The 14,245-nt window shown below is 72.5% G+C and carries 14 protein-coding genes; 7 read left to right on the forward strand and 7 right to left on the reverse strand.

All coding sequences use genetic code 11. The features are described 5' to 3' along the window. Positions 1-72: 72 nt before the first annotated feature. From FRANEAN1_RS27925 to FRANEAN1_RS27955, 7 genes are all read right to left on the reverse strand, one after another. Complete coding sequence (locus tag FRANEAN1_RS27925; protein ID WP_020463107.1) at positions 73-1,020, reverse strand: cysteine synthase; 948 nt, start codon at positions 1,018-1,020, stop codon at positions 73-75. A 22-nt stretch (positions 1,021-1,042) separates the two neighbouring features. After that, positions 1,043-1,471, reverse strand: a complete 429-nt coding sequence (locus FRANEAN1_RS27930; protein WP_020463108.1) for a MoaD/ThiS family protein — start codon at positions 1,469-1,471, stop codon at positions 1,043-1,045. A gap of 274 nt (positions 1,472-1,745) precedes the next feature. Further along, positions 1,746-2,150, reverse strand: coding sequence for a M67 family metallopeptidase (locus tag FRANEAN1_RS27935; RefSeq protein WP_041256606.1), 405 nt, complete (start codon positions 2,148-2,150; stop codon positions 1,746-1,748). Positions 2,151-2,347: 197 nt separating this feature from the next. Continuing rightward, a complete protein-coding gene (locus FRANEAN1_RS27940; RefSeq protein ID WP_020463110.1) occupies positions 2,348-2,881 on the reverse strand; it encodes a DUF2017 domain-containing protein in 534 nt (177 codons plus the stop codon). Between the two features lie 50 nt (positions 2,882-2,931). Next, complete coding sequence (gene clpS, locus FRANEAN1_RS27945; RefSeq protein ID WP_041254865.1) at positions 2,932-3,222, reverse strand: ATP-dependent Clp protease adapter ClpS; 291 nt, start codon at positions 3,220-3,222, stop codon at positions 2,932-2,934. A gap of 557 nt (positions 3,223-3,779) precedes the next feature. Further along, positions 3,780-4,526 (reverse strand): NUDIX hydrolase, encoded by a 747-nt coding sequence (locus tag FRANEAN1_RS27950; protein WP_020463112.1) that lies wholly within the window; start codon positions 4,524-4,526, stop codon positions 3,780-3,782. A gap of 100 nt (positions 4,527-4,626) precedes the next feature. Beyond that, positions 4,627-6,048, reverse strand: a complete 1,422-nt coding sequence (locus tag FRANEAN1_RS27955) for a nicotinate phosphoribosyltransferase (protein ID WP_020463113.1) — start codon at positions 6,046-6,048, stop codon at positions 4,627-4,629. Between the two features lie 515 nt (positions 6,049-6,563). Here FRANEAN1_RS27955 and FRANEAN1_RS27960 point away from each other — a divergent pair. From FRANEAN1_RS27960 to FRANEAN1_RS27990, 7 genes are all read left to right on the forward strand, one after another. Further along, positions 6,564-6,758: a hypothetical protein gene (locus FRANEAN1_RS27960; RefSeq protein ID WP_018504245.1), complete on the forward strand. Its 195-nt coding sequence runs from the start codon at positions 6,564-6,566 to the stop codon at positions 6,756-6,758. A 273-nt stretch (positions 6,759-7,031) separates the two neighbouring features. Next, positions 7,032-8,504: a helix-turn-helix transcriptional regulator gene (locus FRANEAN1_RS27965; RefSeq protein ID WP_020463114.1), complete on the forward strand. Its 1,473-nt coding sequence runs from the start codon at positions 7,032-7,034 to the stop codon at positions 8,502-8,504. Between the two features lie 10 nt (positions 8,505-8,514). Then, positions 8,515-9,504 (forward strand): NAD-dependent epimerase/dehydratase family protein, encoded by a 990-nt coding sequence (locus tag FRANEAN1_RS27970; RefSeq protein WP_020463115.1) that lies wholly within the window; start codon positions 8,515-8,517, stop codon positions 9,502-9,504. A gap of 206 nt (positions 9,505-9,710) precedes the next feature. Further along, on the forward strand, positions 9,711-10,082 hold the full coding sequence (locus tag FRANEAN1_RS27975) for a hypothetical protein (protein ID WP_041254866.1): 372 nt from the start codon (positions 9,711-9,713) through the stop codon (positions 10,080-10,082). Positions 10,083-10,462: 380 nt separating this feature from the next. Continuing rightward, positions 10,463-10,900: a hypothetical protein gene (locus FRANEAN1_RS27980; protein ID WP_020463117.1), complete on the forward strand. Its 438-nt coding sequence runs from the start codon at positions 10,463-10,465 to the stop codon at positions 10,898-10,900. A gap of 99 nt (positions 10,901-10,999) precedes the next feature. After that, positions 11,000-13,225, forward strand: a complete 2,226-nt coding sequence (locus tag FRANEAN1_RS27985) for an ABC transporter permease (RefSeq protein ID WP_020463118.1) — start codon at positions 11,000-11,002, stop codon at positions 13,223-13,225. After that, positions 13,222-14,073, forward strand: coding sequence for an ABC transporter ATP-binding protein (locus tag FRANEAN1_RS27990; protein ID WP_020463119.1), 852 nt, complete (start codon positions 13,222-13,224; stop codon positions 14,071-14,073). The genes FRANEAN1_RS27985 and FRANEAN1_RS27990 overlap by 4 nt, the downstream gene beginning before the upstream one ends. The last annotated feature ends 172 nt before the right edge of the window (positions 14,074-14,245 follow it).

Consider the following 14,245-nt stretch of genomic DNA (forward strand, 5'->3'; position numbering starts at 1 on the left):
CGCGGTCGCACGCCGGCACCGCCCCGCGCCGATGGGCCAGGGCGGGGCGGGGCGGGGCTCGCGGCTATGCGCTCAGGCCCAGAGCTGCCCCTCGAGCGCGGCCTCGGCCTCGGCGAGCGTGCCGGCGTACGCACCGGTCGACAGGTACTTCCAACCACCGTCGCAGACGATGAAGGCGATGTCGGCCCGCCGCCCCTCCCGCACCGCACGGTCGGCCTGCGCGAGGGCGGCGTGCAGGATCGCCCCCGTCGAGATCCCGGCGAAGATCCCCTCCTGCTGGACGAGCTCGCGCGTGCGGCGCAGCGCGTCCCGAGGGCCGACCGAGTACCGCGAGGTCAGCACCGAGGCATCGTAGAGCTCCGGGACGAAGCCCTCGTCGATGTTGCGCAGCCCGTAGACGAGCTCGCCGTACCGCGGCTCGGCCGCGACGATCACGACGTCGGGCTTGCGCTCCCGCAGGTAGCGACCGGTACCCATCAGCGTCCCGGTGGTGCCGAGCCCCGCCACGAAATGGGTGATACCCGGCAGGTCCTCCAGGATCTCCGGGCCGGTCGTCTCGTAGTGCGCCTGTGCGTTCGCCGGGTTGCCGTACTGGTAGAGCATCACCCAGTCGGGGTTCTCCGCCGCGAGCCGCTTGGCCACCGCGACCGCCTCGTTCGAGCCGCCGGCCGCCGGGGACGAGACGATCTCGGCCCCCCACATCTGGAGCAGCTGGCGGCGCTCCACGGAGGTGTTCTCCGGCATCACGCAGATCAGCCGGTATCCCCGCTGGCTGCAGACCATCGCCAGCGAGATCCCGGTGTTGCCGGACGTGGGCTCGAGGACGGTCGCGCCCGGGGTGAGCAGGCCTCGCTTCTCCCCGTCCGCGATCATCCACAGTGCCGCCCGGTCCTTGATCGAACCGGTGGGGTTGTCCTGTTCCAGCTTCGCCCAGAGTCGGACCTCCGCAGAGGGAGACAACCGAGGCAGTCCGACCAGCGGGGTTCGGCCTACCGAGTCCACCAGGGAGTCGTAACGCATGAGTAGGGACCTGCCGCCCTGATCAGAAGAGCCGGGTAGCCATGCCGGACGAGATCGGCACCCGAGCGCAGCCGCCGGCTAGGTCGTCGGCAGCAAAGTCAACGGTGGCGGAGCCACCGGCGACGGCGGGGAGAATAGTCACCTCACCCAAAGTCGCCGGTACGGTGGCGGAGCCACCGGCGACGGCGGGGAGAATAGTCACATTGTCGCCGTCGCTGAGCTTGGCGTCGAGGCTGCCCAGGAAGCGGACGTCCTCGTCGTTGACGTAGATGTTGACGAAGCGGTGGAGCTCGCCGTCACCCTCGCCGGAGATCAGCCGCCCGCGCAGCCCGGGGTGCCGGGAGTCGAGGTCGTGGAAGAGCGCCGCGAGCGTGTCGCCCGTGCCCTCGACCAGCTTGGCGCCTCCCGTGTAGCTGCGCAGGATCGTCGGCACACGGACCTGGACTGCCATGGTGCTCCTTCCTCTGGTGCCGCCGGCGGGTCCGCCGCGGCGCGCCGCCCGGCGTGGGCGGTGGTACTGCATCGGTACTGCGTCATCGGTGCTGCAGGCCATCGATACTGCAGGCCATCGGTGCTGCGGGGCGTCGGTTCCGCAGGCGTCGGTTCCGCGGGGCCGTCGGTGCCGCCCGGCAGGTCACGGGCTCGCGCGACCGGATGCCCTTCGCTCACAGGCATCCCACCACGCGCGTCCGTCGCCGCCGCTCTATGAGAACGTCACATGGGCGTCAGAGGATTTCCACGGGTTCCTCGGTGACCTCACCGTCCGCGATCCGGAAGGAGCGGAACTCGATCGTCTCTGGATCCCGCGTCGAGGCGAGGACGTAGTGCGCCTCGGGGTACCCCGCGATGGAGATGTCGGTGCGCGACGGGTACGCCTCCGTGGCGGTGTGGGAGTGGTAGATCACGACCGGATCCTCGTCGCGGTCGAACATCTCGTTCCACACCTTGATCTGCTCGGCCGGGTCGAACTCGTAGAAGGTGGGTGAGCGTGCGGCGTTGACCATCGGGATGTGACGCTCCGGCCGATCCGAGCCCTCGGGCCCGGCGATGACGCCGCACGCCTCGTCGGGATGGTCGCGGCGGGCATGGGCGACGATCGCCTCGTAGTGGGTTCGGTCGATGCGCAGCACGCGACAACCGTACGACGCGAACGGGCCGGATCGGGCGTCCATGTGAACACAGACCTGACCACGACCGGCTCGCACCAGGTTACGGCGCCGGGGAACCGCCCCACTTCGGGACCGGATGCACCGATCCGCCCCGGGCCCGGTTCGGGTCAGGGCCCGGGACCGGCCTCGGGCCCTGACCCGGACCGGCCTGGCTCGGCCTAGAGCAACGCCCGGGTGAGCTCGTCGAGCAGCTCGGTCAGGAACGCGTAGACCGCGGCGACCGGCCGGCGCGGATCCTCGGGCGTGAGATTCTCCAGCTCGGCGGTCGACTCGTCGTCAGTGAGACCGAGCCGCGTGCCGAGCACCAGCCGCAGGTCGTTGAGGACGGTCAGCCAGTCCTGCGCCGCGTCCTCGTCGAGCACCAGGACGGCACCGGGCGCCGGCACGGCCGCCAGCACGCGCCGGGCCGCGTCGCGCTTACGGGCCAGGGCCTCGTCGGTGCGCCGGCGCCGGAAGTCCCCGGAGGCCAGCGGGTCGTCCGGGTAGGGGTCGGGCAGCAGCCGCGCGACCGCGGGATCCTCCGGGGGCGGCGGGGCGGTGTCGCGCAGCCCGACAAGCGCCTCCAGCGGATCGTCGACCGGCGGCGCCTCCAGCAACGCGTCGACCTGGCCCAACAGCTCGGTGAGCAGGGACGACTCGAGCCGGGGCAGCCGCAGCTCGATCCCGGCCCTGGTGCGCCGGAACCCGTTCACACGCCTCCGCTCCCGATCATCCGCTCCCGATCACGTTCAGCCCGCGACGTTCAGTCCTGGGCGATGGTGGCCCACAGGCCGTAGGTGTGCAGCCGCTCCGCCGCGGCCTCCATCTCCTCCCGGGTGCCGGACGCCACCGTCGCCCGCCCCTTGTGATGGACGTCGAGCATGAGCTTGGTCGCCTTCCGCTCGCTGTACCCGAAGAGCTTGCGGAAGACGTACGTCACGTAGGACATGAGGTTGATCGGGTCGTTCCAGACGATGGTCACCCAGAGGCGATCGTCTTCGGGGGAGTCCTCGACGTCCTCGACGTCAACCGGAGACACGGCAGTGACGGACACGACGTCTATTGTTACGCCTCCCGATCGGGACTTCACGGGGACCGGCCCTGCGTCGCGCACGGTCACAACGGACACCACTGTGATCTCCGGAACGACGGACATCGTGGTCCCGGCCGCACCAGGCCCGCGCCGCAGGCCCGACCCCGCCCGACACCCGTGATCACCGCCACGCAGCACCGCCAGCCCAGCCCGCCTCGATACCGACAGCCGCCGCGCACCCACCCCCACCCCCAGCACGGCGCGGCGCGGCCGGTCCCCGTGGCCCGGGCGCCCGGTGCGGCATCGCCCGGCAGGCGCCGCTCTGAGGGAACAGTTCGGAGGGCTGGAGTCCGGGCACGGCGGGTCGCGATCCCCGTCGCGAAACAAACAGCGCGGACGGTCCGCGGACCATGCGGAGCAACGGACTCACCCTGAGACCGGAGCAAACGCGCGGAGACGGAGAGCAAACAGGGCGGAGCACCCGGCCCCGCAAGCCCGGACCCTCATGCACGCCAGGACAGGGAGCTCCGGCGACCCCAAAGGCGCCGGAACCGACTGGATCGGCTGTTGGTGGACGTCTAAACCGAGCGGCGGAGTAGCGGGGGGTGTAGGGCGGTCGCGGAGCCGAGGCGGTAGAGCTCGGCTGGACGGCCGCCGCCGCGTGGGGAGGCCCGCTGGCCGACCGCGACGACGAAGCCCGGGGTGGAGAGCACCTTGCGCCGGAAGTTGGGCGGGTCCAGGACCACGCCCCAGGCCGCCTCGTACACCCGGCGCAGGTCGGCCAGGGTGAACGGCTCCTCGCAGAAGGCGGCCGCCAGCGACGTGTACTCGAGTTTGCCGCGCGCCCGCTCGACTCCGTCCGAGACGATCTGCGGATGGTCGAAGGCCAGGGTAGGACCGTCCGGGGAGCCCAGGTCCTCGACCGGCCACCAGCGGGCCTGCGGTCCGTTCCCGCTCGCGGTGGGCTGCGGGAGGTTCGGCAGCAGGGCCAAATAGGCGACGCTGACGACCCGGGTCCGCGGGTCCCGGGTCGGGCAGCCGTAGGTGCGCAGCTGCTCGAGGTGGCCGGCGGTGGTCACCCCGGTCTCCTCGGCGAGCTGGCGCAGCGCGGAGGAGTCGAGGTCCTCGTCCGGTCCGACGAAGCCGCCGGGCAGCGCCCAGCAACCGCGGAACGGCTCGCTGTCGCGCTGGATGACAAGGACGCACAGCCGTCCGGCGCGCAGGGTCAGCAGGACGACATCGACGCTGACGGCGACGGCCGGTATCCGGGCCGGGTCGCCGCCAGTCGCGCCGGACGTCACGTTCGCCGACGAGACGGAGGCCACCGGTCAAGTCTGGCCGTCCGCCCCGGCACCCGCGCCGGCACCCCTCTTCCCGACAGGCGTGCCGGCGCGCCCCTGTCCGCGGTGCCCGCGGCTTCACCGGTCAGAAGGAGGTCCGCGGCTCCGCCGCTGCGACCACGACCGGCAGGCATGGACGTCCGAAGGAGACCTCGCGCGCGCCGGCCGGTAGGGACTCCAGGGCGAGCCGGTGGTGCTCCCGGGCCCGGGCGACTCCGGCCGCGCCGACGAGCGTGTCCGCGACGAGCTGGCCGCCGCGCATCAGGGGGACGAGGAGATGGCGGTCCCGGCGCCCCACAGCCCCGTCCAGCGCCTCTCCGCCAGGTACGCGGGCAGCGGACGCACCGCCGGCGGGCCGCGGGGCGGCGGAGCGGTCGAGGGGTGCTCTGGGGATGACCAGGTCGGCGACGGCCAGTCCGTTCGGGCCCAGGCGGCGCAGGACGTCCTTGCGCCCGCCGCGGCTGCGCTTGCCCACAGAAGTCTTGACGACCGGCTCACCGTCAACCTCGACGAGTTTGTAGACGAAGCCGGCGGTGGGTGCGCCCGACCCGGTCACCAGGCTGGTGCCCACGCCGTAGCCGTCGACGGGGGCCGAGGCCAGGCGGGCGATCGAGTGCTCGTCGAGGTCGCCGGTGACGATGATCCGGGTGGACTCGGCGCCGAGCTGGTCGAGCTGGGTGCGGGCCGCCCGGGCGCCGCCGGCGAGGTCCCCGCTGTCGATGCGGATCGCCCCGAGCTCGCTGCCCGCCGCGGCCACGGCGTTGGCGATCCCGGTCGGGATGTCGTAGGTGTCCACCAGCAGGGTCGTGCCGGCGCCGAGTGCCGCGACCTGGGCCGCGAACGCCGCCGCCTCGTCGTGGTGCGCGAGGGTGAAGGCGTGCGCGCTCGTGCCTGCGCTGGGCACGCCGTAGCGGCGCGCCGCCTCCAGGTTGGACGTCGCGGTGAAGCCGACGAGGTAGGCGGCCCGCGCGGCGGCGACCGCGGCCTGCTCGTGGGTGCGCCGGCCACCCATCTCTATGCACGGCCGGTCGCCGGCGGCGGCGACCATGCGGCTGCCGGCGGCGGCGATGGCGCTGTCGTGGTTGAGCACCGACAGGACGAGGGTCTCCAGCAGGACGCACTCGGCGAACGTGCCCTCCACCACGAGGACGGGGGTGTCGGGCAGGAAGGGCTCGCCCTCGGCGAACCCGTCGACGTCGCCGCGGAACTGGTAGGAGGCCAGCCAGTCGGCCGTGTCGGGATCCACGACGCCGGTCGCGGACAGGTGGTCGATCTCGGCCGGGCCGAACCGGAAGTCGGCGAGCGCGGCGAGCAGGCGCCCGGTGCCGGCCATGACTCCGAAGCGACGGCCGGCGGGCAGGGACCGGGTGAAGACCTCGAAGACCGCTCTGCGTTCGGCCGCGCCGGAGCGCAGAGCCGCCCGCAGCATGGTCAACTCGTAGTGATCGGTCAGAAGCGCCGTGGACATCCGGAACAGGGTAGGGACGACAGGCTTCCGGTGCACCACATCGGACGAACCCGCGGGCCGCGGCGGGTGGCCGGTCGCGGCCCGGGTGGCGGCGGTCGCGGGGGCGGGTGGCGGCACGTGACGGGCAGGAACGTGCGCGGGGCCTAGGGACGACGGTGGGGTAGCCCTCGGGGTGGCCGCGGGGTAGTCCATCAGGCCCGGCGGGGTGGTCCGCCGACAGGGGGTCGGGTAGTCCTCGGGTGCGTGGCCGGGCCGATGGCGGTGCGGCCGGCCGGGCGAGCACCCCTACGCCGTCGAGCGGCTGACCCGGGCCGCCGAGTGCGGGGCCTTGTGTACCCCGGTGGGCAGGTGGGTATGCCTGAGAGCGGCCCCGAACACCTAAGAGGCTATGTGATTCACATCACGCCTCCTACTTACTCAGCGTAATCAAGAACGCCCGAGCAGGGGCTCCGTGATCGACGCCAGGACACGGAATCCGCCCGTTACGCGCGACATCGCGAGTACCCACCCCGTTACTGTCCCGAGAACCCCTCGACCATGAGATCGTCCTGGGCGTGGATCGTAGCTATGCCGGGGTTTTCCTCGTTGTCGTCGGCGGGGCGCTGCTCGCGCTTCTGGTGATCGGCGGGCGCGCGGGGCGCGGCCTGCTCCGCGACGTGTGGGGGCGAATGGGCCTGCTGCGCTGGGTCTTTGCGTTGATCGTCGTGGTCGTCTTCCTTGATCTGGCGGACGGGATCCCGAACCGGTGATCGCTGACGAGCGCTTCGGGGGCGACAAGAAGTGCCCCCGGTGGCCAAGATGTGCTCCCCCGAGATTTCCCGGCGGACGCCCGCCGAGACGGCGGAACGTCGCGCTACGAGTTCGTCATGTCCCCGAGCCATTGACAGCAAGTACATACGGCGTCGCGGTCAGCTATAAAACTCGGCTAATAGACACAGTTCGATTTATGTGTGTGCGCTCCTAGATGCCCGACTCGTTATGCTCACTTCGCGTTACTCCGACGCCGGACGAGAGGACAGCGGGTGACTGGACAAACCTGGCTGTGGACCCCACCGCGACCGACTCCAACAAGCGTTGGAATTGGATCGCTGCTACGGGCGTACCGGCAGGCCCATGGCCTGACCCAGCAGCAACTCGCCGATCTCCTCGGCTTCGACCAGTCCTATGTGTCGAAGGTCGAGAGCGGGCGGCGGGCGATCCACGACATCTCCACGCTGCGCCACATCGCGCGCAACCTCGGTCTGTCACCCGAGGACGTCGGACTCGCCCCGGGCGGTCTGGCCGACCGGCGTCGTGAGCCACCGCGCGGCTCCGCGGTCGAGAAGGTCGCCGGCAGCCAGCGCGCCTGGCGGCTGACCCGGGACCACCTGAACCACCACCGGATCAGCCTGGCCCGCGCCGCGGCCCGGCTCTACCCGGAGGCCTACCGTCTCGGCAACGGGCTGCTGGCCCGTCCCGGCTGGGTGTGGGACACCCCGGTGGACATCAACGACATCGGCCTGCGCTGGGAGCAGTCGGCGGGCGAGCCGGCGATCACCGGCGCCGAGCCGGAGGCCGACGCCACCCGCCCGCTGGTCGGCGACGGCGGCGCGCAGTCGCGTTACCAGCGCTACACCCGGGCGATGCGCGACCTCGACCGGCCGACCCTGTTCGAGAACCGGCTCAGCTTCCGGCTGCTGGACGTCGCCGAGGCCGAGGGTGCCCCCCCTACCCTCACCTTCGGCCACACCACCTACTTCGACGCCGTCGACGTCTGCGAGACCGTGGCGCACGAGACCGCGGCGGCGATGATGGGCGGCGAGCTCGCCTGGCCCGCGCTGCCGTTCCGGCGCCGCATCGGCGATCCGTTCGACCTCGCCGGGCGGGTCGCGCTGCCCTCCATCAACACCCTGACGATCCGGCTCGACCGGGGCAGCGCCAGCTTCGTCCTGCACCGGCGCAGCGCCGGCTCCGTGGCGACGGCGGGCGGGGTGTACCACGTGCTGCCCGCGGGGGTGTTCCAGCCGTCCGGGATCACCCCGTTCCACCACGAGGCCGACTTCGACCTGTGGCGCAACGTCATGCGCGAGCTCAGCGAGGAGCTGCTGGGTAACGCCGAGCACGACGGCAGCTCGTCCCGGCCGATCGACTACGACACCGACGAGCCGTTCCGCTCCTTCGAGCAGGCGCGCCGCGCGGGCACGCTGCGGGTCTTCTGCTTCGGCATGGGCCTCGACGCGCTCACCCTGTTCGGCGAGATCCTCACCGTCCTGGTCGTGGAGGCCGACACGTTCGACACGCTGTTCGCCGACATGGTCCGGACGAACGCCGAGGGGTCGGTCGTCTCGACGGGGCCGGGCCGGCAGGCGCACGAGGGGATCCCGTTCACCCAGGCCTCCCTGCGCCGGCTCGTCGACACCGAGCCGCTCGCTCCCTCCGCCGCCGCCTGCCTGGAGCTCGCCTGGCGCCACCGGGAGACCCTCCTGCCCGGGTTGCGCATGCGGGCATCGGTCTGATCAGGCCGCTGTGCGCATCCTCGTCACCGGCGCGTCCGGGTTCGTCGGCGGCGTCACCGCCGACCTGCTCTCGGCCGCCGGCCACCAGGTGACCGCGCTCGTCCGGGACGCGACGGCCCGGACGAGGCTGTCGAGGGTGATCGAGGTGGTCCAGGCCGACCTGCTCGAACCACGCCAGCTCGCCGCGGCGGGCGTCAGCCGCGGGTTCGACGGGGTGTGCCACCTCGCCGCTCTGACCAGGGTGCGGGAGTCCCGCGAGACGCCGCTGCGGTACTTCGCGGCGAACGTCACGGGCACGACCAACCTGCTGGCGGCCCTCGACGCGGGCACCCGGGCCACCGGGGTGGCCCCGCGGTTCGTCTTCGGCTCGAGCTGCGCCGTCTACGGGGACACGGGTACCTCCCCTATCCCGGAGACACGCGCACCCGCGCCGACGAATCCCTACGGCGCCTCGAAACTCGCCGCGGAGCAGGCGGTGGCCTACCAGGCCGCCACCGGGCGGCTGGGCGCCGTCGTGCTGCGCTCGTTCAACGTCGCGGGGGCGGTCGGCTCGCACGCCGACCGCGACAGCAGCCGGATCATCCCGGCCGCGCTCGGCGTCGCAACGGGCCGGCGCGACGCCTTCCGGGTGAACGGTGACGGCGCGTCGATCCGCGAGTACGTCCACGTCGTCGACATGGCGCGGGCGTACCTGACCGCGCTGCGGGCGACCGTGCCGGGCCGCTGCACCGTCTACAACGTCGGCAGCGGCCTCGGCGTGAGCGTCACCGACGTGCTGCGGACGGTGGAGAGCGTGACGGGCCGGGACGTGCCGCGGGTGACCCTGCCCCCGGTGCCCGAACCCAGAGCGCTCATCGCCGACAGCCGCCGCATCCGGGCCGACCTGGGCTGGACCTCTCCGTCCTCGACCATCGAGAAGATCGTCACGGATGCCTGGCGCTCGACGGCGGTGCCCGAGCCGGTCGCGGCGCGGCGCGGCGACGTCCCGATCGTCTCGTGACGGCGGTGTCCGTCGACCCGTCAGCGATTTCCGGCGGGCTTTCGCCGGTATGCCCGATCGGCTCCGGGCCGGCGTGACACGATGACTGCGGCCGAAGCCCGGCCGATGCCGGTCCAGGCACCGGCCGCAGCGCAGGGAGTTACGTGACCGCGAGCGGGAGAGGACGGTCCGGGCTACGGGCCGTCCCCGGCCGGAGAGGGGAGCAGGTGAGCCGTCCCTTCCATGTCTACGACTACGAGGGTGAGCACCTCGGGTCGTTCGCGACCTGGGACCTGGCGCACGAATGGGCGCACCTGCAGGCGATGCTGAACGGCGTGCCCACGCCGCTTCAGGTCGAGGACAGGTCGACCACCGGCCGGCGCCGGGTGTGGGCGGACCGCTGCGAGCCGCTCGACGGCCCGATAGGCGGTGGTGCCCTCGGCGGCGGCCTGCTCGACGACGACCTGACCGGTGGCGACGTGCTCGCCGGGGGGCCGTGCTCGGCAGCGGCCACCCCGGTGTTCGCGCCGCCGCTCCCACGCCAGCCCAGCGAGCCCGCCGACAGCGGTCTCGCTGAGGCCGGCCTCGCCGAGGGCTGAGGCTCACCGGGCTCACACCAGCCCGGTCCCCGGCCGGCACTTTCGGGCCATCTCCACCAACGGTCACGCATGGGTCGCCGTCCGCCCGGGAAAAAACACCGGACGGGCGGTGACCGGTTGCCGACAGATGTCTGGTGGGTAGGCCTCGATAAGGCGGGTTGAAGCAGGACATATCCTCCCAGGGCGGTATCCGCGTGGATGCCGCGTGCCCGCCAACACCTGGCCGGGAACTGCCCTCGCCCAACCTGACACTCCACCTGGTGAGCTCCGCGCACTAATCTGGCGGCTGTCGTCGGGGATTCACAGCGAGGCACGCTGGACGTGCCCCGCGGCGCGTCACGGCGACGGGCACAGCCGACACGCTCCTTGGGGGAGACGAAGTGGACGAGCAGACCGCAGCCGCCGCCGGAGCGCGACCTACGTCGCGCCTCGTCGTCGATGTCGTGCGAGCGCTGCGGGGGTGGGTGGTCGCGGCGGCGGGCGGAGTCCTGCTACTGGGGTGCTACCTGGGAGTCTCCAAGGAGACCGACGTGGCCTACCAGCTGCCGTACGTCGTGTCCGGCGGTTTCGGCGGGCTTGCGCTCGTCCTCGTGGGCAGTGCCCTGCTGATCGCCGACCGGGTCGACGCGACGCAGGCCGCGCAGAACCGGCTCGCCGGCCAGGTCGACGACCTGCACACGCTGATCATCGCGGCCGCCGCCAGCGGCGCGGCGAATGGGGAGCACACCGGCGCCGGCGGCCACCCCGGTCAGCCCGCCATGTCGAACCACACCGGCGCCACCGAGATCAGCACCGCCGCGCCCGGCCAGCGGTACTGAGCGGGCCCGGGGCGACACCATGGGCACTGAAACCATGGGCACTGAAACCATGGGCACCGACACCATGGGCACCGTCGACACCCTTCCCGGGGTGACCGGATGACCAGTATCGATCTTGCTCTCGCCGGCATCTCCATCGGGGCCATCGCGGCCCTCTCCGGCATCGGGCTGCTTGTCACCTACCGCACCAACGGCGTTCTCAACCTCGCGCAGGGCGGAATCGCGACCCTGGTCGCGTACGTGTTCCGCGAGATGGTCGTCGAGTGGGACCTGCCGATCTGGCTGGCCGCGGTGATCGCCCTCGGCATCCTCTCCCCCGGCATCGGGCTTCTACTCGAACGGCTCGTGTTCCGCCCGCTCGCCCGTCGACGCGCCTCCGCCGCCGAGTCGCTGGTCGCGAGCCTCGGCGTCCTGGTCCTCACGCTCGGCATGACGGCCGGCATCTGGGGCCTGGGCTCCCGCAGCGACGCGCCGAGTATCTTCCCGAACGAGTCGGTCACGATCTTCGGTGACACCCGCATCGGCGTCGACGCCCTGGCCGAGCTGGCCATGGTCGTCGCGTTCTGCATCGTGCTCGGGCTCATCGCGGCGAAGACGAAGTTCGGCCGCCAGATCCGGGCCGTCGTCGACGACCGCCAGCTCGCCGAGCTCTCCGGCGTGCCCGCCGACCGGGTCGCCGCGGCCGGGTGGGCGCTGGGCACCACGATGGCCGGCCTCACCGGCATCCTGCTGGCGCCCCGGTTCCAGCTCAACCCGTACGGGCTGACGCTGCTCGTCCTGGAGACGTTCGCCGTCGTCGTGGCCGCCCGGCTGTCGAGCATGCCAGTGGCGGTGCTGACCGCGCTGGGCATCGCCGTCCTGCAGAGCGAGCTCAAGCAGTTCACCCTCGAGGGCGACGCCGGCCAGATCCTCATCGTTCTGCAGTCCAACCTGTTCATCTTCGCGCTGCTGGTGCTGCTGCTCGTGGTACCCAAGCTGCGCGAGCTGGGCAACGGCGACTCCGGCTCGACCGGGAGCTTCTCCAGCCGGGGCGCTCCCCCCGCCGGCCCGGTCAGCCGGCACGACGCCCGGCGCGACATCCTCGGCAAGCTCGGCGGCGCCGCGCTGCTGCTGGCCCCGCTGACCTTCGCCCCGGCCGACCTGCGCTCGGCGTTCATGGTGCCCGCCCTGGCCCTGATCTTCCTCTCGCTGGTGATCCTCACCGGCTACAGCGGCCAGCTCTCCCTCGGCGTCGCCGGCTACGCGGGCCTGGGCGCCCTGCTCACCCTCAAGCTCGCCAACGGCGACCTGTTCGGCATCCCGGCGATCCCCGGCATGTGGGCGATGTTCCTGGGCGCGCTGCTGGTCGCGCCGATCGGACTGATCACCGGGTGGCCGGCGATCCGCCGGCGCGGGCTGACTCTCGCGCTGACGACCTTCGCGGTCGGCGCGGTCGTGAGCCGCTTCGTCTTCGAGCAGCCGACCTTCGCGACCGGCCTGTACGTCGACCCGCTGACGTTCTTCGGCTCCGAACTGACCGACGAGGCCTTCTACATCTTCGAGCTGGTCTGCCTGGCCATCGGCCTGCTGGTTGTGCGCAACCTGCACCACGGCCGGCTCGGCCGGGCCCTGCTCGCCGTCCGCGACCACACCGAGGGCGCCGCGGCGGTCGGGGTGGACGTCCGCAACCTCAAACTGCTCGCGTTCACCGTCTCCTCGGTCGTGGCCGGCCTCGGCGGCGGGCTGCTGACCTTCAGCTCCTCCTCGTTCTCGGCGGACGACTTCGCGCCGTTGCAGAGCCTGCTGTGGTTCACCGCCGTGATCGTCTTCGGTGCCGACAGCGCCGCCGGGGCGATCATCGCGGCGGCGTTCATCGTCACCATCGACGTGCTGGCCCCGGCCGGCTCGTCGATCCTCGCGGTCGGCATCCTCGCCCTGGCGCTGGGCTGGATGCCCGGCGGCCTCGCGTCCGCGGTCCGGGCCGGCTTCGCGCTGGTCGCCCGCACGCTGGCCGACGAGTTCGTCCCCGCGCCGCGGCCCACCCGCCATGCCAGCGCCCGTCTCGCCGCGGGCGGCGCCGCGGGCCACGTGCCCGGTGTCCCGGGCGCCGGCGGCGGAGCGGCTCTCGGCGAGCTGCGGATCGTGCTGCCGCCGGGAGCACCGGCACCGACCGCCTTCGGCGCGGCGCTGCTGAGCGCGGTCGCCGCACACGCCGCCCGCACCGGGCTGAGCCTGGACGCGCTGCCGAGCGCCCGCACGGCGGCGGACGACTCCACAGACGGCCGGGAGCTGGTCGGGCACCGACCGCACCTGCCCGGATACCCGGTCGAGAGAGGCGCGTCATGAGCCGCGACGATCTGCGGGCCCGTGGCCTGGTCCGCCGCTACGGCGGGCTGACAGCCGTCGAGCATGTCGACATGGACGTGCCCAGCGGCCAGGTCACCGGCCTCATCGGCCCGAACGGCGCCGGCAAGTCCACTCTGTTCAGCCTGCTCACCGGCGTCGAGCAGCCCGACGAGGGCCGCGTGCACCTCGGCCGGCGCGACATCACCAAGATGCGCCCGGACGCCCGCTCCCGGCGCGGCCTGGTGCAGACCTTCCAGGTGCCCTCGCTGTTCCCGAGCCTCACCGTCGCCGACAACCTGCTCGTCGCCGCGGAGAACCGGCGCCGCGACTACGCGGGCGGCCTGCTCGGGATGGGCTCACGCGGCCGGGAGAATGCGCTCGGGGTCGTCGAGGAGGTCCTGGGCTCACTCGGGCTCGAGGACATCCGCGGGACCGTCGCCGGAACCCTGCCCACTGGCGCGCTGCGGCTCGTCGAGTTCGCCCGCGCGCTGTGCGCCCGTCCCGACGTGCTGCTGCTGGACGAGCCGGCGAGCGGGCTCGACGCCGCCGAGACCGAGAAGCTGTCGGTGCTGGTCCGCCGGATCGCCGACGACGGCGTGGCGATCCTGCTCGTCGACCACGACGTGGACCTCGTGTTCCGCGTCGTCGACCGGGTCTACGCGATGGTCGGCGGCCGCGTGGTCGCCGAGGGCTCACCGGAGACGGTGCGCGACGACCCGACCGTCCGCTCGGTGTACCTGGCGCAGGGGCCACTGACCTCGCAGGCGACGACCTCTCTCGGCCCCGGCGTCGCCGCGGCCGGTTCGCCGGCGGCCGGTTCCCAGGCCATGTCTTCGGCCGGGCGATGATCCGCCCGCCGCACCACTACCGCGCCCTCCTGGAGAACCGGTGACCTCCCACAGCGACCCCGACGGGTACGGGCAACACGGGCAGCTCGGCGGCGTCGGCCGGTTCGAGCCCGCCGGCCGGCCCGCGCAGCGCGGCCCGCAGTCCGGCCCGTCCGCCGGCATCGAACAGCAG

Source organism: Parafrankia sp. EAN1pec, assembly GCF_000018005.1.
GTDB lineage: Bacteria > Actinomycetota > Actinomycetes > Frankiales > Frankiaceae > Parafrankia > Parafrankia soli.